The sequence below is a fragment of the Priestia flexa genome (assembly GCF_021441905.1).
In the GTDB taxonomy this organism is placed as follows: Bacteria; Bacillota; Bacilli; order Bacillales; family Bacillaceae_H; genus Priestia; species Priestia flexa.
This window is the reverse complement of the sequence record NZ_CP090431.1, coordinates 536,399-557,201: the sequence shown is the minus strand read 5'-3', so window position 1 is coordinate 557,201 and position 20,803 is coordinate 536,399. Positions and strand designations below refer to the sequence as shown.

General features: G+C 34.3%; 23 protein-coding genes and 1 pseudogene. 7 read left to right on the top strand and 17 right to left on the bottom strand.

Annotated elements, in window-relative coordinates:
• Positions 1–25: 25 nt before the first annotated feature.
• From cobA to LZP85_RS02850, 6 genes are all read right to left on the bottom strand, one after another.
• A complete protein-coding gene (cobA, locus tag LZP85_RS02875; RefSeq protein WP_076512598.1) occupies positions 26–796 on the bottom strand; it encodes a uroporphyrinogen-III C-methyltransferase in 771 nt (256 codons plus the stop codon).
• A gap of 64 nt (positions 797–860) precedes the next feature.
• A complete protein-coding gene (nirD, locus tag LZP85_RS02870) occupies positions 861–1,187 on the bottom strand; it encodes a nitrite reductase small subunit NirD (protein WP_025909692.1) in 327 nt (108 codons plus the stop codon).
• A 23-nt stretch (positions 1,188–1,210) separates the two neighbouring features.
• A complete protein-coding gene (gene nirB / locus LZP85_RS02865) occupies positions 1,211–3,625 on the bottom strand; it encodes a nitrite reductase large subunit NirB (protein ID WP_078990163.1) in 2,415 nt (804 codons plus the stop codon).
• 297 nt (positions 3,626–3,922) lie between these two features.
• Positions 3,923–4,858, bottom strand: coding sequence for a metal ABC transporter substrate-binding protein (locus tag LZP85_RS02860; RefSeq protein WP_234561964.1), 936 nt, complete (start codon positions 4,856–4,858; stop codon positions 3,923–3,925).
• 2 nt (positions 4,859–4,860) lie between these two features.
• Positions 4,861–5,742: a metal ABC transporter permease gene (locus tag LZP85_RS02855; RefSeq protein ID WP_078990165.1), complete on the bottom strand. Its 882-nt coding sequence runs from the start codon at positions 5,740–5,742 to the stop codon at positions 4,861–4,863.
• Positions 5,739–6,488, bottom strand: a complete 750-nt coding sequence (locus tag LZP85_RS02850) for a metal ABC transporter ATP-binding protein (RefSeq protein ID WP_025909688.1) — start codon at positions 6,486–6,488, stop codon at positions 5,739–5,741. Before LZP85_RS02850 ends, LZP85_RS02855 begins: the two co-directional genes overlap by 4 nt.
• 738 nt (positions 6,489–7,226) lie before the next feature.
• Between LZP85_RS02850 and LZP85_RS20845 the strand changes: the two genes are divergently transcribed.
• Entirely contained in the window at positions 7,227–7,460 is a 234-nt protein-coding gene (locus LZP85_RS20845) for a DUF3953 domain-containing protein (protein ID WP_094912217.1), read from the top strand.
• A gap of 1,051 nt (positions 7,461–8,511) precedes the next feature.
• Positions 8,512–8,868 (top strand): hypothetical protein, encoded by a 357-nt coding sequence (locus LZP85_RS02845; protein WP_025908862.1) that lies wholly within the window; start codon positions 8,512–8,514, stop codon positions 8,866–8,868.
• Between the two features lie 152 nt (positions 8,869–9,020).
• Here the strand turns inward: LZP85_RS02845 and LZP85_RS02840 are convergent, their stop codons facing one another.
• A complete protein-coding gene (locus LZP85_RS02840; RefSeq protein WP_025908863.1) occupies positions 9,021–9,161 on the bottom strand; it encodes a hypothetical protein in 141 nt (46 codons plus the stop codon).
• 432 nt (positions 9,162–9,593) lie between these two features.
• Between LZP85_RS02840 and LZP85_RS20715 the strand changes: the two genes are divergently transcribed.
• On the top strand, positions 9,594–9,827 hold the full coding sequence (locus LZP85_RS20715) for a DUF3953 domain-containing protein (RefSeq protein ID WP_206782295.1): 234 nt from the start codon (positions 9,594–9,596) through the stop codon (positions 9,825–9,827).
• A gap of 61 nt (positions 9,828–9,888) precedes the next feature.
• Here LZP85_RS20715 and LZP85_RS02830 read toward each other — a convergent pair whose 3' ends face one another.
• The 5 genes from LZP85_RS02830 to LZP85_RS02810 form a co-directional block, all read right to left on the bottom strand.
• Positions 9,889–10,095 carry a hypothetical protein gene (locus tag LZP85_RS02830; protein WP_206782296.1) on the bottom strand — a complete coding sequence of 69 codons (207 nt, stop codon included), beginning with the start codon at positions 10,093–10,095 and terminating at the stop codon, positions 9,889–9,891.
• A gap of 107 nt (positions 10,096–10,202) precedes the next feature.
• Positions 10,203–10,730 (bottom strand): hypothetical protein, encoded by a 528-nt coding sequence (locus LZP85_RS02825; RefSeq protein WP_234562226.1) that lies wholly within the window; start codon positions 10,728–10,730, stop codon positions 10,203–10,205.
• An 8-nt stretch (positions 10,731–10,738) separates the two neighbouring features.
• A complete protein-coding gene (locus tag LZP85_RS02820) occupies positions 10,739–11,515 on the bottom strand; it encodes an SAR2788 family putative toxin (protein ID WP_138117339.1) in 777 nt (258 codons plus the stop codon).
• Positions 11,512–12,393: a S8 family peptidase gene (locus LZP85_RS02815; RefSeq protein WP_138117340.1), complete on the bottom strand. Its 882-nt coding sequence runs from the start codon at positions 12,391–12,393 to the stop codon at positions 11,512–11,514. Before LZP85_RS02815 ends, LZP85_RS02820 begins: the two co-directional genes overlap by 4 nt.
• A 134-nt stretch (positions 12,394–12,527) precedes the next feature.
• Entirely contained in the window at positions 12,528–12,731 is a 204-nt protein-coding gene (locus tag LZP85_RS02810) for a hypothetical protein (RefSeq protein WP_131887323.1), read from the bottom strand.
• 66 nt (positions 12,732–12,797) lie between these two features.
• Between LZP85_RS02810 and LZP85_RS02805 the strand changes: the two genes are divergently transcribed.
• Positions 12,798–13,505: an IS6 family transposase gene (locus LZP85_RS02805; RefSeq protein ID WP_226639783.1), complete on the top strand. Its 708-nt coding sequence runs from the start codon at positions 12,798–12,800 to the stop codon at positions 13,503–13,505.
• 478 nt (positions 13,506–13,983) lie between these two features.
• Here LZP85_RS02805 and LZP85_RS02800 read toward each other — a convergent pair whose 3' ends face one another.
• Positions 13,984–14,859 carry a LysR family transcriptional regulator gene (locus LZP85_RS02800; protein ID WP_226639785.1) on the bottom strand — a complete coding sequence of 292 codons (876 nt, stop codon included), beginning with the start codon at positions 14,857–14,859 and terminating at the stop codon, positions 13,984–13,986.
• A 137-nt stretch (positions 14,860–14,996) separates the two neighbouring features.
• On the opposite strand from LZP85_RS02800, the pseudogene LZP85_RS02795 reads away from it, so the two are divergent.
• The 3 genes and pseudogenes from LZP85_RS02795 to LZP85_RS02785 all read left to right on the top strand — a co-directional run.
• Positions 14,997–15,251, top strand: a pseudogene (locus LZP85_RS02795) (tautomerase family protein); the annotation flags it as partial.
• A 1-nt stretch (position 15,252) separates the two neighbouring features.
• Positions 15,253–15,561 (top strand): carboxymuconolactone decarboxylase family protein, encoded by a 309-nt coding sequence (locus LZP85_RS02790; RefSeq protein WP_226639787.1) that lies wholly within the window; start codon positions 15,253–15,255, stop codon positions 15,559–15,561.
• 19 nt (positions 15,562–15,580) lie between these two features.
• The gene (locus LZP85_RS02785) at positions 15,581–16,312 is read left to right on the top strand and encodes an SDR family NAD(P)-dependent oxidoreductase (protein WP_455657279.1); all 732 of its coding nucleotides are present in this window, start codon (positions 15,581–15,583) and stop codon (positions 16,310–16,312) included.
• A gap of 142 nt (positions 16,313–16,454) precedes the next feature.
• On the opposite strand, the gene LZP85_RS02780 is transcribed toward LZP85_RS02785, so the two are convergent.
• The 4 genes from LZP85_RS02780 to leuD form a co-directional block, all read right to left on the bottom strand.
• Entirely contained in the window at positions 16,455–16,850 is a 396-nt protein-coding gene (locus LZP85_RS02780) for a hypothetical protein (protein WP_226639791.1), read from the bottom strand.
• 176 nt (positions 16,851–17,026) lie between these two features.
• A complete protein-coding gene (locus LZP85_RS02775; RefSeq protein WP_226639793.1) occupies positions 17,027–17,812 on the bottom strand; it encodes a helix-turn-helix transcriptional regulator in 786 nt (261 codons plus the stop codon).
• A gap of 467 nt (positions 17,813–18,279) precedes the next feature.
• Positions 18,280–20,193: an FAD/NAD(P)-binding protein gene (locus tag LZP85_RS02770; protein WP_226639795.1), complete on the bottom strand. Its 1,914-nt coding sequence runs from the start codon at positions 20,191–20,193 to the stop codon at positions 18,280–18,282.
• Positions 20,177–20,797 carry a 3-isopropylmalate dehydratase small subunit gene (gene leuD, locus LZP85_RS02765; protein ID WP_226639798.1) on the bottom strand — a complete coding sequence of 207 codons (621 nt, stop codon included), beginning with the start codon at positions 20,795–20,797 and terminating at the stop codon, positions 20,177–20,179. Before leuD ends, LZP85_RS02770 begins: the two co-directional genes overlap by 17 nt.
• Between the last annotated feature and the right edge of the window lie 6 nt (positions 20,798–20,803).

Below are 20,803 nucleotides of genomic sequence, written 5' to 3'. Positions count from 1 at the left end.
TCTGATAAATTATATAATAAAAATATTACGCGTACACTTCTTGAAGTTTGGACTTTGAGAACCAGGAGAGAGTCGCTGATTGTTTTACCACTTCTCCGACCACAATCAGCGCTGGATTACTGACTTGTTCACTAGTGGCTATTTCTACAATCGTTCGCAGCGTACCAATTAAAACCCTTTGGTTAATAGAAGTACCTTCCTCAATCACCGCCACTGGTGTCTCTATGGACTTACCACCAGCTAAAAGCTGTTCACAAATATACGGTAAGTTTTTAACTCCCATATAAATAGCAAGCGTATCAACGCCTTGAGCTAGATGATGCCACCTAATATTTTCCGGAGTTCCAGTTAAACCGTGTCCGGTCACGATTGCAAATGAACGGCTTAACTCTCGATGGGTGACAGGGATTCCAGCATAAGCAGGAGCAGCAATCCCCGCTGTAATACCGGGGATGATTTCAAACTCAATGTGATGCTTAGCTAATACTTCAGCTTCTTCGCCTCCTCGCCCAAAAATGAAAGGATCTCCACCTTTTAGCCGTACAACTATCTTTCCTTGCTGGGCGTAATGTAATAATAAATCTTGAATGACTTTTTGAGGAACACAGTGATAACCAGGCGTCTTTCCGCAATACACAAGTTCTGCTCCCTCTTTTGCATAGTGTAAAAGATCAGGATTTACTAGCCGATCGTATAAAATAACATCTGCTATTTCTAAACACTTTCCTGCTTTAATGGTTAACAACTCTGGGTCGCCCGGTCCCGCTCCAACAAGATAGACTTTTCCTTGTCTCATTCTCCGCTTCACTCCTTCGGTATAACTATGATGGGATGTTTAATAGATGATTTACAACAGCTTATTAATCTTCTAACCACAGATATACAAGCTCTTCTTCAACAGATGTTCGGTATGACTTTACTAAGCCAGTATCAGGTTCATGAACACGCCCGTTGTCCAAACAAATTTTCCAATCATGCATAGGGCAAAATACCGAATCACCGCTCACTATTCCTTCACTTAATACGCCACCTTTATGAGGACATCTGTTATCAACGGCCTGAATTTTACCGCTTGATAGCTTAAAGACAGCAATTTCTTTTTGATTCACTTTCACGGTTTTACCTAGGCTTTCTGGAAAATCATGAATTGACCCAAGCAACACTTTTGTTATGTTTTTGTTTACCATCTTTTTCTCCTCCATTTGTTTTGTTATGATGTTACAACTGTCTCAAACAATTCTTTTTTTGCTTGCTTGTTCTCAACGATTTCCTTCCATGGATCTCGATACGTAGATAAGGCTTCATCTATACGAAGGTTTAGTTTCTTTCTTTCCTCTACATTATCAAGAATAGCCTGAACGTTTTTAATACCGATTCGTTCAATCCAAGCTGAAGTACGCTCTAGATAATTTGCCGTTTCACGGTAATATTGTAGATAAGCTCCTGTAATTTCCATTAACTCTTCGTCTGTTTTCACCTTATATAGCAAATCGCCTCCTCGTAAATGAGTGCCTCCATTACCACCAACATAAATTTCCCAACCACCGTCTATTCCAATAAAGCCAATATCTTTAAAGCCTGATTCAGCACAGCTTCTTGGACAGGCCGATACAGCCATCTTTACTTTATGAGGAGTCCATAATCCTTCAAATTTCTTTTCCAGCGCAATCCCTACTCCCATCGAATCCTGCGTACCAAAGCGGCAAAATTGTTCTCCAACACACGTCTTCACCGTTCGAAGTGATTTGCCATAAGCATAACCAGAAGGCATATCTAGCTCTTCCCACACTAAAGGTAAATCTTCTTTCTTTACACCGAATAAGTCTAAACGCTGTCCTCCCGTTACTTTTACAAGCGGGATGTTGTATTTATCAACCACGTCAGCAATGCGTCGTAAATCATCTGCGTTCGTGACACCTCCGTACATTCGAGGAACAACAGAATACGTACCATCCTTTTGGATATTAGCATGCATACGTTCATTTACAAATCTAGATTCTCGTTCATCTACATAGCCAGTTGGATTCACCATACCTAAGTAGTAATTCAATGCTGGACGACACTTAGAACAACCTTCTTCGTTACTCCATCCAAGCACATTCATCACTTCACGCGTATGAGATAAGCCTTTTGCTCGAATTTCCTCTACCACCTCATCTCGAGAAAGAGATGTACATCCACATATCGCTTCCTTTTGAGCTGCTCCATCAAACTCACTTCCAAGCGTGTGCTGAAGCAATTCAGCAACAAGCGGCTTACACCCTCCGCACGAACGTGAAGCACTCGTACAGGCTTTAAGCTCATCCACTGATGTACAGCCTTGATTTTGAATAGCTTCTACAATCGTTCCTTTCGATACGCCATTACATCCACAAACAATATCATCCGCACTCATACTTGCTACCAGACTTCCGCTTCCTTGCCCGCTTATTGGTTGTAGAATTGAAATCTTCTCCACTTCCGATACGTCCTGTTGCTTTTGAATCATGGAAAACAAGCGGTTTCCATCACGGCTGTCACCAAATAAAACGGCCCCTACAATTTGATTTCCTTTTAAAACAATTTTTTTGTAAATACCATCTTGCTCATCGAATACCTTGATCGATTTCTTTTGTTCATCTTCTATAAAATCACCGGCTGAAAAAACATCTACGCCCGATACCTTTAACTGAGTGGATAGAACAGACCCTTGATAAGGACGTACATCTCCTCCACAGATCGTTTTAGCTAGTACTTTTCCTTGCTCGTAAAGAGGAGCTACCAACCCATAAACCATACCTTTATGCTCTGCGCATTCGCCTACGGCATAAATGTTGGCACTACTCGTTTCCATATAATCATTTACCACAATTCCACGGTTGATATGAAGACCCGCTTTTTGAGCAAGTTCAGTATTCGGTCGAATGCCTGCTGCCATTACTACAAAATCTGTTTCCAATAGGTTTCCGTCTGAGAACTTTAACCCTTCTACGCGCTCATGACCCGTGATTTCTTGGGTTTGTTTCTCAAGCAAGAAACTCATCCCTTGCTGTTCTAACTCTTGTTGAAGCAACTTTCCAGCAGTCAAATCCAACTGACGCTCCATTAAATAAGAGGATAAATGAACAACCGTTACATCCATTCCTAAGTTTAAAAGTCCTCTCGCTGCTTCTAAACCTAATAATCCGCCTCCAATTACAGCTGCTTTTTTATACTGCTGAGATGCTTTTACCATTTGATTCGTATCGCTTATATCTCGAAACGTTGTAACGCCTTCTTTCTCTACTCCTGGAATTGGAAGAATAAATGGCAGAGAGCCCGTTGCTATGATCAGCTTATCGTAAAATTCAATCCTCCCTTGATCCGTACGTATTTCTTGATTAATTGAGTCAATGCTTATAACCTTTTCTTCTATATAAAGAGTAATATCGTTCTCCTCATACCAGTTCCAGTCGTTTAGCGTAATGTCTTCTACGCTTGTATCCCCTTGTAATACTTTAGATAACAAGATGCGATTATAGTTTGGATGTGGCTCACTCCCAAATACAGTGATATCAAATATTTCAGGGGACAAACTAATAATCTCTTCAACTGCTCGAATTCCAGCCATCCCATTCCCAATTACGATTAACTTCTCTTTTCTCATACTTCATTTCTCTCCTTTGCCTTCATTATTTTCGACTAAAAGATGCATTTAAAATGAATGTTTGAGTCTAATTTAAAGCAATTTTCCGAAAAGTTAAACAATTATGTTATATAATCTAACATATTTTATTAGTTTATTGAGTAAAAACCACCATCAACTTTTCAATTTTTTACTAATAAACAAAAAATATCCAAACGATCGAAAGTGTTTAACTCGCGATAGTTTGGATATATCATTAGCTGAAATATTTATGACTCAGATTCTAGTATAGCGTTGAATTGTAAAAAAACAGCTCACTTATTCTTGTAATCCATTAATAATCGTTTCCGTATTCCACTTCATCATTTTTAAATACGTGTCTCCGTCTTCCCCTGGTTTCCCAAGCGAATCGGTAAAAATTGTGCCAGCAATCGGAACCTGCGTTTCTTTGGATACCGTTTCCATACTTCGTTTATCTACGCTTGTTTCGACAAATAAAGCTGGAATGTTATTTGTTTCAATTAAACTTACCACGTCTCGAATTTGATCGGGCGTACCTTGGCTTTCTGAATTAATTTCCCAAATATAACCTGTATTTATTCCGTATGCATTTCCAAAGTATTTAAAAGCTCCTTCGCTTGAGATTAAGAAACGCTTTTCTTTAGGAAGCTGTTGGATCTTATTTAATGTATCATCGTGTAACTTTTGAAGTTCTGCTATATACTCTTTAGCATTTTTTTCATAAAATTCTTTGTTATCAGGATCCTCTTTAATAAGTGCTTTCTTTACATTTTCAGCGTATAGGATTCCATTTTCAATGTTCATCCACGCATGTGGATCAGGCTCTTTTTCTAATCCTTTTGTTTCTAGATAAATAGGTTTTACCCCTTCACTCACTCGATAAACAGGCGCGTTCTCACCTGATTTATCCGCTGTTTTCAATAATTTGTTAAACCAAGCTCCACCTTCTTCTAGATTTAACCCATTGTAAAATACACCGTCTGCATCCGTCATCTTCATTACATCTTCTGGAAGCGGATCATATTCATGCGGGTTCTTTCCAATTGGAACCAAACTATGAATCTCAACTTTTTCTCCACCGATTTGATTAACAATATCATAGATAATGGAATAAGTCGTAACGACTTTCAATTTGTCACTGTTCGCTTCGTTTCCATTGGTGCCACTGGAACACGCAACTAGTGTAAAGACTAGTAGACTAATGACTGATAACAACCAAATTTTTAATTTCATCTTCATCCTCCAATCGACTTTGAGAGCTTAGCTCGATTTCTTTTTATTTTTATCATTCTCCAAAACAGCCCTTGTGAAGGTGAAAAGAAGAATGCTAACGCAAATAAGAATGTTGCCACAATAACAATACTTGCTCCTGAAGCAAGGTTATATGAGAAGCTAAAATATAGCCCTACTATAGAAGAAAGCGCTCCGATACCAGCTGCTAAATAAATCATGACCCATAACCGGTTCGTTAATAGGTAGGCCGTAGCCGCAGGCGTAATGAGCATGGCAACTACGAGAATAATTCCTACAGTTTGAAGAGAGGCAACTGTCACCATCGTCAAAAGAACCATGAGCCCGTAATGAATCCATTTGTTTGGCAAGCCGTAGCTTTGTGCCATAGTTGGATCAAACGTCGACACCAAAAGCTCTTTATAAAACACATACACCAAGCCCATAATAACGACACCGATAATGAGTGTAGTCCACATATCAGAAGAGCGTACAGAAAGCACATTTCCAAACAAGATGTGATAAAGATCAGAACTGCTTTTCATAAAGGTAATTAAAATAATCCCTATAGCAAATACGGACGTAAACATAATACCAATTGCCATATCATGTTTGATACGACTATTTTGACTAACAAAGCCAATTCCAATCGCAGTAATAACTCCCGTTAAAACTGCACCGATAAAATAATTCATTCCCATCATGTAGGAGATAGCAACGCCTGGAAGAACAGCGTGTGAAATTGCGTCTCCCATCAGTGCCATTCCTCTTAAGACAATAAAACACCCAATCACTCCACAAATAACTCCTACCATAACGGACGTTAGCAACGCTTTTTGTAGAAAGCTATATTGCATCAACGCATTCATAAATTCTACAACCTTCATGATGAATGTACCTCCGTTGGATGATTAAAAAAGAGTTCTTGATTTACATAGGCTTTTACCATCACGGCTGGTTCGAGTACGCTATTTACTTCTCCATAATGAATCAATTCTTTATTCAATAATAATAATTTATCAAAATAGGATTCTGCTTTACTTAAATCGTGATGTACAACGACCGTTGTTTTTCCTTGTTGACGTAACTCTCGAAGAATAGTGATAATGGTTTCTTCACTCGTTACGTCTATTCCAACAAATGGTTCATCTAAAAAAAGGACCTCTGCTTTTTGAGCAAGCGCTCTTGCTAAGAATACGCGTTGCTGTTGACCACCTGACAGTTCGCCGATCTGACGGTGTTTAAATTCTTCCATTCCTACTTTGTGCAAACACTGTAACGCCCAACTCTTATGCTCTTTCTTGGGTCTTTTCATTATTCCCAAGGATGGATACGTTCCAATTAATACAACATCTAAAACGGTAATCGGAAAATCCCAATCAATCGTACTTCGCTGTGGAACGTAAGCAATTTGTTTCCTAGCACTTCGAATATTCTCTCCCAGGACTTCAATATGTCCTTTATCATTTGGGATTAAATCCAAAATAGCTTTCATTAACGTTGATTTACCAGCTCCATTCGGACCAATAATTCCAATAAGCAGCCCTTTCTCAATCGTAAACGAAACGTCTTTAACCGCTTGATTACCTTGATACGATACAAACAAGTCTTTTACAACGATTGCGTCAGTCATTTTATATACTCTCCTTTTTATTGGGTTCATTTAACTTTTTTGCACACAGGCAAAACTCAGGTAAAAAAATATAATACTCACGTATTACGAGTATATCAATAAATATTTTTCCTAAGGGAAACTTTTTTATATTAATCAAATTATATAGCCCATATGCAATTTTGTAAACATCCTCTTATTAAATTTAGTGGAAAAAGCACTAAACATAGAGGATTACGCTAAAATCCACATCGTACATGTTTTTTATTCGGCTTAAAAAAGTGAAATAAAACGATTTTATTGATATTTTATGAATGAGGGAATAAAATGATACCAAATATTTTACCAAAGGAAACTTTTTAGACAAAGGTAAATTATTTAATAAAGATCCCCATCAAAAGTAGAAAAAAGAATGAGAGGTAGCCTAGAACTACTTCTCATTCTTTTTATTGTTATTTCATTGGAAGCTCTTGCACAGAAGGTTGACCAACTTTATTTATCTAGACATAAAAAAGAGCCATTATGTTTCCAACAATGACTCTCATACTTTTTTATTTTCTAAAGACTATTATATAGCATCATTATGACTATCTAGCGAAATAGGAGGTCTCTTTAAAGGAACTTTCCAGTGCCACCAGTTGAAGATTCTAGCGATGATGATACACCCAAGGAAGATTCCGGTACAAGTTCAATGCTATCCGCTCATTAGCATTGCGGGTCCTGCCGACCGTGCAAATAATTCTAAAAGAGTACTTACAAATGTTAATCCGTTTACAACTTATTTTGTCGGTTATAGCTCTTCCTCTTATGTTATATAGTTTCATAACAAAGGATTATACTTTGCAGCCCTACGCGACGTTACTTTTCGGTTTAATCATGTTAATAATAGGACTGGTACAATTTCAAAATAAAAGTAAAGGTTTTGGCTGGCTGTTTTTATTTATATCTATTTATACTTTATATACAAGCGTCGAGAGCTTTTTATTGAAGTAGAATTGACAATGGATGTAGATGAAGAAGTGCAACCCATGTTTGCCCTACATCCTTAGCAAACCTTCTTGTGTGTCTCTCTTATTTATCATTCTCTCTTTCTTTTTAGAGAATAAAGACAATGCCATTAAAAGTGAAACTATACGTATGTAATTTTCGTTTAATAGCTAATTCGAGAGTTATTACTTATAAAAACCAGTTTGTTTTGGATTTTACGATTCCCATAGTGTTGGCAGCTTTTGAGAGAAGTCTTTTTATCCGTAATCAGTTTGACCTTAAGTTTTGTATTTAATTTAGCTTGTTGATTCACCTTGCTCGCACTCATTAATAAATAAGTACGTAATATATGAACGTAGGTCAAATTGATCTTCACTAACAAACGTAGAAAAAATGTTTTTGTTTTCGCTCATTGAATTTCCCTCCGATATAAAAGTTTCTATTTCTACTATTCCCCAACTAGTAATCTCTTATACATATAATTTCATATAAATAGTTTTTCATTATGGATTGAAGTAGAAAGTTCCTCTTGTGGAATCTGTTTAAAATTTCCAATAACCCTTTACTAGCCCTATAGTGTGCAGGTATGTTTTACTATGGAAGAATGCAATATATATACTTATTTTATGCAAAAATAAGTATATCAAAATAAATTATAAAATAAGTTTTTTTTGTTGCACTGCCTTTTTAAAAAACACATCATCTAATACCGCCATATGAAAATCATACTATTTATTTACCTTTTACAAGGGATATCCCATATCAATAGTGGTATAAAAGAATGGATTATCTAAAAGAATTTCTTTTTATTTTGTAAATCAATTATTTTTAAGTTAATTAATGGTAATACTAATTTGTTGATCAAAAAACTAAATATTCCTCAAATTATATGAAATTTCATGATACAATACGTATTAAAATACAAAGATATGTGTACAAACTGGCTAATCGCTAGCAAAAATAATGAGAAATCAGAAGAAGAAATGATAAAGTTAATATCTATCATAAGTGTCTCCTATACCTATGTAACTATTAAAAGTGAAAAGGAGTGATTTTTGTGGATTTCGAAAACCAAAAAAAATTGCTGTTAGATTTACTGATCACAACATGGGAACTTAATGGATCTCAAGTAGCTTTATTTGCCAAAGAGCTGTCGGAACAATTCAATATCACAATAGACCCTTTTAAAGGAACTATAAAAGCAAATGAAGATGGACAAGATGTAACGCTAAGATTCCTATTAAACAACCAAAACATCAACGTTACTTCTATAAATTATGATGATAAGCAGTTTTTCATAAGAAACAATATTGAGTATAGGTTAAGAAGAATCAGTTTAAGAACAATATGTGAAGTCCAGTATAATGGAGAAGTATACATTCCGAGTTGGAAGGAATCAGTTATGCTTAGGTGACCAATGATTCGTCCCGTGTTAAAAAGAACGGCCTGCTTGTTACTGAATTTGAGATTTATGAGAATAACAACCCCTACCATCAATTTTAAAAAGAACTTCAAATAAAAAAACATAGGAAGATCTTGATCTTCCTATGTTTTCATTCATTTTATTCATCTATTTTGCTTCTTTTTCAAATACTCCGCACGAAGTTTTTCAAGTTGCTGCTTTTTATCAACTTTAGTATTTTTTTGTTTTTCATGATACTTTGTCATAGCCATCTGGCCTTTGGTATCCAATAGATATTTGCTCACTTTGTTCACCTACATTTCTTGTCCTTTAAAAATTACTTCACCAAATATACTATACCTTATTTTACTGAAGTAAACCTTATTATTTATTAATTAGTTTATTGCTAACTTTGCATATATCAGTAAAAACATTAAAAATGTAGTAAAATATTTCATTGCTAATTGGTATTTATTTCGTTGGGATAATCAAAACAAAATGCCCAAATCCTTTATACAAAAGGATTTGAGCATTATTTAAATATGACCTGTGAGGGATTTGAGCTCCGCCCCCTTCCCGATCATTATTAATTATGTGAATAGACAACACTAAGTTGGGCACAGAAGCTAAAAGGACTTGGGGATTACTAAATTTACTATGTGCGTTTCTTACTACATCTAACATCAACAATCACAATATGTTAATATAAGGTAAATTAAACTAAAGGAGTAGTTACAATGTTAAATCGTTTACAGCTTATATTGTCAGCTATAGCTCTTCCCATTGCAATCTATGGAATAATAAGGAAAGATTACAGCTTGCAGCCCTATACAATATTACTTCTTGGTTTAATAATGTTAATAATGGGATTGGTACAATTTCAAAATGGTAGGAAAGGCTCCGGATGGCTGTGTGTATGTGTATCTATGTTTATTTTATATACAAGCTTTGAGAACTTTTTATGGATGTAGCACCCGCTTTGAAATTGTTTAAGGTGAAGAAGTGAGATACACAAAAGGATATTAAATAGATTTAATCACCTGCTGCACATATCACCTTACCTTTTGCTAAGGCATCTATACATAGTTGCCTTAAATCTTTAGCAAACCTTCTTATGTCTTGATCTTGTTTATCACCCTTTCTGTATTCTTCCAAAAGCGCTTCACATATTCCTTTTAAAGTATTTATTTCGCTTATTGAAAAAAGCTTACCTCTATATGGATTTAACGCAAGCAACAACTTTAGATACAAAAAACCCTTTGCTACAAGGGACTGACCCCTGTCTCAAAAACAGGAGTCAGTCCCAACAAGGATGGCTTTTTTTAGTATAGTTTTGCTTTAATTAGTTAGCCGTATATATGAGCATTACCTTCATAATACCTATCATAGAAATCGTTATAACGATCTTTTAACTTGGAAATGTTAGTAGCATTACTTGAAATAATATCAATAACATCACTACTTACATATAGAAGATATTCATTTGAATGAAATGCTATATATGCTCGTGTTAGTCCTTTTTTTACACTTAAGCAATAATTATATACATCTGTCGGATTTAAGCTTCCGATAGTACTATAAACGATTCCATCGCTGGTACCTTCTTCTAATACTACATGTTCTTTCCAATTCTTTAAATGAATAACTTGACCAATTCTTGTTTTAGCAGATTTGCGCTTATTGTTGACGATATATTCCGAAACAACAATTGCGTTAATTTGCTTATCCTTATTGAAAATATCATTAATAATTAATTTCAAATTAGCCATGTTTAGCGCATCGATATCAAATCTTACCCTATTATCTTGATGGACTTGAAAAAAAGGTGTCATTCCATTGCAATCGAAATCAACACTAAATTCTTTTAATTTCACCAAATTCATCAGTCTCCTATTCTCTTTAATTCAGCATCGTAAGTACCTGAACGCGTTTTCTTTGAACCTAAGTTTTTAATAGAGCTAGCTCCCTTCCAAGCTCCACCGTTATGACCATCTTGGTCTATTGATATATATTTAGGACTTCCTTTTTTATTATAAAATATCTTAGCTCCGTGTGAATACTGACCCTTAACCTCTGTATAGCCTAAATCTTTAGCCGCTTCTTTTGCTACAGCAGGAACTGAGCGAATCATAGAAGTAACAATGCTCTTACCCCACTTTTTCACAGCTTGTTTAATACCTTGTTTTGCTATGAAACCAACAATAACAGCAACTACAGGCCAAACTGAAGCTTGTAACTCTGAACTATCATACAGATATTCTTCTCCAGTTTGTTGATCAATAAAACTAGCTTTAAAATTATCTTCATCAGTAATTGACAAAAGCTTAACATCGAACTTTTTATCAATTGAATTACCATACGCGTCATCTAACTTAGCACTTACTGTTATAGTGTCTGTCTCTTCATTAAATTCTAGCAAGCTATCGATTGTAACTTCTTCTTTATTTAAACTAGATTCAACGTACTTAGAATCACCATCTACACTAAAATTAGTTTCTACTTCGTCACTATCTGAAACAAGATTACTATCTTCTGTATTAAGTTGAACCACTTCTGGCTTGTCATTCTCAATAGATGTTGCATGAGCTACACTTGCTACACCACCATAAGCGATAAATAAAGATAAAGAAAGTATTATCGTAATTATTTTTTTCATCATTCTTCCCCCTTATACTGTATTAAACCTTTTCCATAAACATTTTCAGATCCTAATTCTAATGCATTGGAATTTAAATATTCAGTAATTTCTTCGCTGTTCAATGATGTTTTAAGCACAGAGATAATTCCCGTAGCATAAGCTGCAGCAAAAGATGTTCCAGTTTGTTTATCAACTTTCCCACTTTCATTTAAAACCGGAACCTCCACCCCTGGAGCTACATAATCAACTTTTCCTTTTCCTGCATATATAAAGATGTTTTTTTGTTTATCAATTGCAGAAATAGATAAAACTTCTTTATATTTAGCGGGGTAATCGATGGATAATCCAAGGGTATTTCCTGAAGCCGCAACTAATATAATCCCTTCTTTTTCAGCTTTTTGTATAACTCGATGGAATTTAGGTTCATCTTTTGAAAAGCCATAGCTCATATTAATAATGTCAACTTTGTTCTCAATAGCCCATTCTATACCTGAAATTGTGTGTTCTATAGCCCCTACACCAGTTTTATCAAGTACTTGAACATCATAAATTTCAACTTGTTTATTGAGACCAATAGGGATTTTTCCAGAATATGTACCTGCTATAATACTGGCAATCATTGTGCCGTGATTATTTAAAGGACTTACTTCTGAAGAATTATCAATGGCATTATAACTTTTTACAACATAAGGACTAAGTTGCGAAATATCTTGATTGATACCGCTATCAAGTATTGCTACTTTAACAGGTTGCCCATTCGGAATTTGTTCCACTTCAAAAGGTATAGTTGTACATATAGCCCAATTCTTTTCACACGCTACATTTTCTTTTAGATTCTTTGAGCTACAACCGCTAATCACTACTAAAAGAAAAAGCAACAAAAGTAATTTTCTCTTCATTAATTCCTCCTTACATTTTTTATTACACAAAATAGAATTATATCATTATTTTGGAAAAAATAAAGAGTAAACGTTTACATTTATTCAAAAAAACAAGATAAATATAGAGATTATTGGTGTATCCAAAATAACGGCTAGTGTATTGATTCTGCTACTGAAATTTTTAGTAAGGAATGCATATTTAAAGATTCTTCATAGTAAACTATCTCTTCCCAAACTTCTTCGTGTTTCATTGATTTATCTAAATCTAGTTTTTTATAAGCATTTGCCAATAAATTTCTTATTTCTTTTTCTTTAGCAGAAGTATTATGGGTTCTGGTGCAAAAAACTAAAACCACCTGTAAATAACCTCTAAATCTTGGACAAACTGATACTAGTACTCTAAAACGAAGGACGTGATCAGTATGAAAAAGGAAAATCTATTCAAATGGAAACAGTATCAGCCAGATATTATTTTATTAACCGTAAGATGGTACCTACGGTACAATCTCAGTTTTCGTGATGTAGTCGAAATGATGGAGGAACGCGGACTATCGATTGCTCATACAACCATCATGCGCTGGGTTCACCAGTATGGTCCTGAATTAGATGAGCGAGTACGGCGTCATCTTAAGCCAACCAATGATTCTTGGCGAGTCGATGAGACGTATGTGAAAGTCAAAGGTCAATGGATGTACCTCTATCGTGCCGTTGATTCAGAAGGAAATACGATTGATTTTTATTTAAACAAAACAAGAGATCATAAGGCTGCAAAGCGCTTTTTCAAGAAAGCTTTGCGGTCTTTTCATGTTTCCAAGCCCCGTGTGATCACAGTAGACAAGAACCCAGCCTATCCTATGGCGATTGAAGAGTTGAAGAAAGAGAAAAAGATGCCGGTAGGCATCCAAATACGGCAGGTAAAATATCTGAATAACATCGTACAACAGAATCATCGATTTATTAAAAAACGAGTGCGCTCTATGTTAGGGTTAAAATCTTTTCGTACAGCTACATCTATTATTTGTGGAATAGAAGCGATGCATATGATAAAAAAAGGGCAACTTATTTCACGAGACAAGTCTGCCCAAAATCAAGTGGAGTTCATCCATGAACTATTTGAAATTGCTACTTAAGACTAGATTCTACTAGGGAGCTTTTCACCTCTTTACATCTTTCTTCAGTATTTGCACCAGAACCCCATTTTAAGCCAACGAACGATTCTTGACGGGATGTTTTCTTTTCAAAAAAAGGATTAAACTTTGTCTAATCCTTTTTTACTGTATTGTTATTAAATTTAAATTGATGCCTATACTGATCACGTCCTTTTTTAGAGTAATAGTATCAGTATGTCTAAGTTTGAGAGAATACTTGCAGATATTTTGAAGTTTTTGCACCAAACTCTCCAGGGTGTAGTTCATATCAAGGGCTCGTTCCCTTGTTGTTTTTCTTATTTATATATAGATGATGTAATGAAATCTTTATCTTGTTAAAAAGAAAAATAAATGCATAAAAGGGCAGCTATTTATATATCAATTTCTTTTATAAATAACAAAGTGATAATTAGATTTTCGTTTTTTTGGAAAAAGTCAATATATCAAGCCAATTCTTTGTCTATAACAATGAGGACTCAATTATTTTCATAATTTGTTGTTTTGTTTGACTCAAGTAGTTTCTTCTTTTAGAAGAGATCAATAGTCCTATAGGCATTTTGGGGTTAAATCCTTTTACCTTAAATGAGATGTTACTTGATTTTAAGGTTGTTCCTTTAGGAATAATACCTATTGCATCTCCAAAGATCATGTCTGGAATTAGATGTAACGCATTGCAATTATACACTCTTTGAAAAGTTAAATTGTTTTCTGATAAGAAATGATTTACGGATTGATAATAATAACAACTGTTTTCTCCAATCAAAATAGGATAGCGAATAATATCAGCTATATGTACTGAATCTTGTTGTAACAGTGGATGATTAGGGGTATTTACAATAAATTCGATTTGTTCTTCGCTAATTTGAGTAAACTGAAAGCCTGACAACTTTGTATTATGTCCACAAACAGCAAAGTCAAGTTTATTTTGATCTAATAAATCGGCTAACAGTGCTGTGTTATCAATAAAAAACTCACAATGTATGTATGGTTTATTAACATTTAAATAGTTTAATATAGCTGGGATTAGCTTCTGAGCAATAGTTTCTAATAAGCCTATTTTAATTGTCCCTTTCTCTTCATTGCTAATACGCTGAGCTTGAGATATGGAATAATCCCAATGTTTTAACAAATCCTCTACTTCTTTTATAAATAATGCACCTTCATCTGTTAATTTGGCATCCCAACCTCGTTTGAATAAAAGAAAACCAAGGTCCTTTTCAAGTTTTTTTATGTGTGTTGTTACTGTGGACTGAGCATAATTCAACTTTTTTGCAGCAAGCGAAAATGTTCCTTCTTCAACAATTGTGTTGAAGGTAGTTAATTCTTTAATTTCCACTTTCTAACCTCATCTCTATCTGTTTTTTTGATAATTATAAGATATATTTTCAATTATACAAATGAATATTTTAGAAGTAAAATAATTATATAGAAAGTAAGGTAACATATTATATTTGCTAATTTTTATTATCTATTTTCCATAATTCGCAGTATCTCGTAGAAAATAGGAGAAAGAGAATAGATAAAATAATTTATATTTCCATTGCATGTGGGCAGGGAAGAACAATTGAGCAGAAAAAGAATTTATACCAATCTATTACCTAGAGTCTTCACACTCATTCAAATATTGCCGTGAACGACATCTTTATTACGCTAAATGAAACATCTGCCGAAAACTGGTCATTTGGGCAAGGCATAGCACAAATGGTTAATCTAAGGGAGGAAAAATAAAATGAACACTCATATTGAATCCAAGATACCGCAAGAAATGAGAGATCTTGCTCCTGACTTTGTGAAGTATGGAGAAAGTATATTATTTGAAGAAGTTTGGAGAGATCCGACTTTAACATTAAAAGAAAGAAGTTTAAGCACACTTTCTGCTTTAATCAGTATTGGCAACACGGAACAATTGCCGTTTCATCTGCAATTGGCTAAAAAGAATGGAGTTACTGAAAAAGAAATTATCGCACTGATAACTCATATGGCCTTTTATGTTGGATGGCCAAAAGCATCTGCAGCACTAAATATAATAATGAAGTAACAATATAAGAGGTGGAGAAATCATGTTTAAGAATAAAGTAGTGCTGGTAACAGGTGGCGGTACAGGAATTGGCAAGGCTACCTGTATGAGGCTGTCTTCTTTAGGGGCTAATGTAATTATAAACTATTCAAAATCTGTAGAGGAAGCAAAAAATACATATAATCAGTTATCAACTGATGGACTATTATATCAAGCCGATATCAGTGATAAGAGTCAAGTGAAAAATATGATTATTGCTTGCGTTAAGAAGTTTGGAAAGTTAGATTACCTTGTTAATAATGTGGGGATTACGCATCAACTGGATATGGATGACCTGGAGGGAGCTACCGATGATGTATGGGATAAACTTTGGGACGTAAATGTTAAAGGAACATTTTATTGCATTAAAGAAGCCGTACCTTATTTGAAAAAAGCAGAAGATGCAGCAATTATTAATATTGGTAGTGTAGCAGGTATAACTGGGTTAGGTTCCTCCGTTCCATATGCAGTGACAAAATCGGCTGTTCATGGATTAACTAAATCACTGGCATTTTCACTAGCACCAGACATAAGAATTAACAGCATTGCTCCAGGTGCCGTGAAAACAAGATGGTGGAAAGGAAATGAAGAAAAAATGAAAGACCTGGCTGGAAATATTCTATTAAAAAGAATCTCTACACCTGATGATATTGCTGAAGCTATCTGTTACACACTTCTTCAAAAGTCACTAACAGGACAGGTTATTACAGTAGACAATGGTCAAACTTTGTAATAATAAATTAGAAAATAAAAATTATCCCATTTAATTTTTTCACCTTGAAAATCAATTTCAACTATAGATGTTAAATCTTTTTTATCGTCTGCTAGTATGTTTCGCAACTCAATAATTTTTTTCATTGTCTCTAAATAAGAACTTAACCTCCCTTTACCTTCATACTTTTTGTTTGTTGGAGATACTTTAGTACCTTGTTGTGTTTTATCTTTTTTTCCTCTTTTCCGTCAAGCTCATCATGAATCATTGTTAATCTAAAAATAAAATTCTTTTTATCTAAACGTGATAAAACATCATCATCTGATAACCTTGCTAAAATCCCCATCTGTCCTACAGCATAATACTGACACGATTCAATATGTTCTTGTTTACGTACAAAACAAGCCGTGACAACACTCTCATACCATTTATGTGCCCTTCTGTGAGACATTGATATAACACAATCTCTACACTTAAGGCCAACCTTTAAAAATTCATTTTTACTTACTTCTTCTGCCGAAACTTCTTTATTTAAGATTTGAGAAAAAGCTTTTTTCATTCCACATTCCCCTTTACAAACAATGTCATAAGAAGCGCTCAAATTGCCTGTTTTTCTACATATGGAGTAAGTACAAAAAAAGAGCAACCCTAGAGGCTACTCTTTTAATACTCAAATACAACTTCTAATAAGATATATTAAACAAATAGCTTCTAGTTTAAAAAGCTATTGCCTATTTAGAGCTTAAATTTAGAAAAAAATTCACCCTTGCTAAAAGTATTAGTTTTTGAGTAAATACGTTTCACATGTGTTCTTACTGTGTGAACAGATATTGAATGTATGCTAGCTATTTCTTCACAACTTAGGTTTTTTAACCATACATATGCAATCTCTTTTTCACGCGGAGTCATATTATAGTTGTTAAACATAATAAATATTTTTTCTTTTTGATAGATGGAACAAAATTTTAATAATCTGTCTTCTATGTTGTTAGAGAGTTGTTTCATCATTGGTATAGCAAATGTAATATCTTCTGCTTGTTGAAACATTAAGTTTAGAAAGCCAACTATTCTATTGCTGACCTCAATTGGTGTACAAATACAAGAATAACCCCTAAATAAGTTTGATCTATGTTCCCTTCCTAGAACAATACTTAGTTTTCTAGTTTCTTTGGCAACACCAATTGCATTATGCCCAATATGTGAGCTGTCTAAAGATGTCCCTAGTTCAATATCCATCTGAGTATTTATATTTATTACACTTAACACATACCCTCGAGGTCCTGCAAATATAAATGAATGTGGGCTCGTTATATATCTACTTAAATTCTGTAACTCTTCATGTATTATAGAGAGAGCTTCCTCCATATCATTTAATGAAGTAGTTAAATCATCTTTATTAAGTATATTTTCTAAATTACTATGGCTTGTTATAGCAGTTGCAACTTCCATTGGCTTGTCAGGAATAAATTTAGATTCATTACTCAATGGGGAGTTTCTAACTGTATTAGTTGTCACTGGCATAATATTGACCTCGTATAATTATTTTAGAAGCTTGTCTTACTCATTCGTCCGGGTGATATGATACGAAGTTACTCTGCGCTTCCGTTGTTAGTAGCTCTCAACTTAAGATTTGATTAAACAACTTATAATTAAACTTTAATGTAATTCCTCTTTACTTATCTGCCAATATGAGCCTTGCAAGTAATATCTTAAAGAAAATTTTAACTTTATATAACTACTTCAGAAACTTAGATTAATTAAATCTAATAATAAGATAAATTATAATAGCATTAACCCATTAAAGATTAATTATTTATAATTTTTTAAATATATAAAAATCAGAAAAACAGGCTGGAAGACACTAAAAAGAGTAACATACGTATTCAAATCACCCTTATTCGATTAACTTTTTAATTTTTCCAACCTATTTTATTTACCTTTGACGTCATGCTTCCTCCTTTTTCATTAGAAGTTTTAGATGACTATGATTAGGAATGTAGCATATAGGCGTCTTTTTCCTCGTTAACACTTAAATCCTGACTGTTTAAAATATCAAAAGCAATTGCATCTGCATCAATCATAAAATCAATCCACTTATGTGGGCGACTGCTACCCGATTGCATAAACCAACGGGTATGCTCAGTCGGTATACCTAGTACATATAGCTTTTCAGCGATAGTTCCATCTGCTCTGATTGGATGAAAGGGAGATAATGTAACATTAACTCCTCCTGTTTGGAATTCAATATCATCTTTTTTATTAACAAAAGGTACAAAAATTCCATCTTTAATAAGCGATTGAGTCAAATTTGAACAATCATAAGTAATATCAGTTGTTGGAATTCTAGCATCAATTACGACATTAAGTGCTACGTTAGAATTTTGTACATGCGGTGAATACATATAAATACATCTATCATTGCTAGAAGTTTTAATTTTCATTGAAGGACCAACAACGGTTAGAATTTTTTGTTTTATTAAGGCTTGCAGTTGCAGACTTCGAAAAGCTGGTGGTCCAGCAGAAAGAAAACTACTAGCAGAATTAAATTTATTTAGAAACTCAAATTGATGTGAATAGGGATGTAATCCACCAAAATCAACAAATAAACGTACTACTGATCTAGTGTTACGAATAACATCAAATGCTGCCTTTATTGGAGAATCCACATTTCCATTCATTGCCTCATTATAGTCATCTAAGATTATAGAATACAACTTTTTGTTAAATTCTTCAATAGATGGAAAAGTATTATTTTTGAAAGGATCTGCAAGATCGTAAATATTAATGGAAATAGGATGAGAAACCCCATATTTAAGAGCCAATTCATTTACACCATTTGCAGATTCTACCTGGGATTTGATAACATCTTTTCGTAATTGTTGTGCCACTAATTTACTTTTATTAAGTCGTAGTTCTGTCTCCGCATATACTAAAGTCATCTCTGCTTCTAATAATGGTAAGACATCACGCTCAAAGTAAATGTTTCCACGCTTTCGAATATTTAAAGCACGCTTTAGAGTGAAAATTGCTGGCTGATACTCATAGTCAAATGGCTTCTGATTACGTCCTCTTACTGGAAGTGGCATACCACTACGGCTTCCTGCATATATACGTGGTTCTTTCCCTGATGGACAATACCTTAACTCACCATTCTCTTCTGATACAAACTTTCCTCCACGACCTATAGTAAGTTCTGCCATCAAATCGTAGAAAGTTAATCCCATTCCAATAATGCCTACTCCTTGATCCGGCTGGATAGAAGAAAGGTCCATTTGAGCCACTGACCCACCTTTAATGAAGGTTACAGGAGGTGTATTAGAAGCAAAATCATCTAAATCCTTTTCAATATCCTTTAACTTGTTAGTTGAATGACCTGTTGCTATGACCGTTCTATTAACTAGTATTTCTTGATTATTAGAGAGTTGTAATAATTGATACTTTTCTGTTTCATCTAATCTTTCTACCCGAGCCGAGATTTTATGTAAAGTAACAGAAAAAGGAAGCGAACGTTCTATAGTTGATAAAACATATAGTAAGTATTCACCATAATATGCACGAGGTGCATAACCATTAAAGTCTGAATAATCATTACGATATTTTTGCCACCACTGAGCAAAAGAAGGTCCACTACCTGGTCGAGGTTCTTTTTCATCCCATAACCCAGAAAAAGCTGATATTTCTTGAGCTATGGTGTTCATTAGAAGAAGAGAAGATTGTTCTGTAGACCATATTCTTCCTGTTCCTACATGTCCATCGTCAATTAGGAAAATTTCAACTTTCTCTTTTATATCTAATTCAATTAAACGAGAAGCTAGCCTTTCTAGTACTGACATACCGCGAGGTCCACTGCCAATTATAGCAATTCTTACAGATTCAATTGGTATCTCATTTAAATTGGACATTGCTAATACCTTCTTTTCTTCTTAAAGTATTGGCTAGCTGTCTACTTCTAACTTTTTCGAATCCTTTAATACAGTCAATATCTTCAAGAGTTTGTTCGATGTCATCTAGATTAAGAATATATTTTTTTTTGAAATTCGGTGCAATAATTGCAGGTAGTATGTAGTCTTCGATATTAATAGTTTCAGCTTCCAAATCAATTTCAATTAATGCGTTAGGGTTGCGAACAAGAATACTCCATAAGGTTTCAATTCCTTGCTCAGTCGTTTTTAATGGTAAAAGATCGTTGATAATGGCATTTTTATAAAAAATATCACCAAAGCTTTGTGCAATAACAACTTTAAAACCATAGTCTTTAATTGCCCAAACCGCATATTCTCGTGATGACCCAGTTGCGAATTCACGACCTGCAACCAAAATAGTACCTTCTGAGTAACGTGAATCATTTAATACAAACGATGGATCTTCACGCCAATCACCAAATAACGAATTGCCATGCCCCGAACGTTTTGCTTGATAGCAAAAACGTGCGGGAATAATTTGATCTGTATCAATATTATTTCTAAACAAAGGAACACCTTGTCCATTAATATGCTCTCTACTCATTATATC